The organism is Pseudomonas syringae (assembly GCF_021606685.1).
Classification (GTDB): domain Bacteria; phylum Pseudomonadota; class Gammaproteobacteria; order Pseudomonadales; family Pseudomonadaceae; genus Aquipseudomonas; species Aquipseudomonas syringae_R.
In genome coordinates, this window is the sequence record NZ_WKCB01000162.1 from 1 (window position 1) to 679 (window position 679).

Annotated in this window: 1 pseudogene; it reads right to left on the reverse strand. The window is 61.1% G+C overall.

The features are described from left to right. Positions 1–250 precede the first annotated feature (250 nt). Positions 251–679, reverse strand: a pseudogene (locus GIW02_RS27020) (hypothetical protein); the annotation flags it as partial.

The following is a 679-nucleotide window of genomic DNA, read 5'->3' on the forward strand; positions in this document are numbered from 1 at the left end:
GCGTTGGGGGGCGCAGCAGCCCTAAAACCCGACGCCGCGTTGTATCTGACAAAACGTAGTTAACTGACTGGGGCTGCTGCGCAGCCCAACGCGGGCAAGCCCGCTCGCCACACAAGCCTGCTTGCCCACAAGCCTGCTTGCCACACAAGCCTGCTTGCCACACAAGCCTGCTTGCCACACAAGACCGCTTGCCACACAAGCCGAATTACCACAGTAAGCCGGCTCGCGGCGGCATAGTCAGCCGTCGGGATCAGTCGTAGATGACTTTCTTTTTCCACTCGGCGTCGGCGTCGACCGCTTTCAAGCCTTCGGTCAGTTCGTTGGCCTCGGCTTCGGTCTGCTTGCTGTTGGCCAGTACGGTGGAGTTGGCGCGGGCCAACTGACCTTCCAGCAATTGCAGCTGCGCACTGTAAAGCACCGGTTCCGGCTGTTTGCGCAAATACTGGACGCCACGTTCGAAGGCCAGGCGCGCCTGGCCCGGCTGGCCTTGTTGCAGGGCATGCTGACCGAGGTTATTGAAGAACTCGATGTGCAACAGCACCAGGATATGGCGGATTTCCTTGATCCAGTGCTTGGCCTCGTTGGCCGGCAGGAAACCGTCCTGGGCGGCACGGGTGACCTGGCCATGCAGGGCTTCGAGCAGGAAGCGCACGTCCTTGGCCTTGGCTTCGGTCTGGAT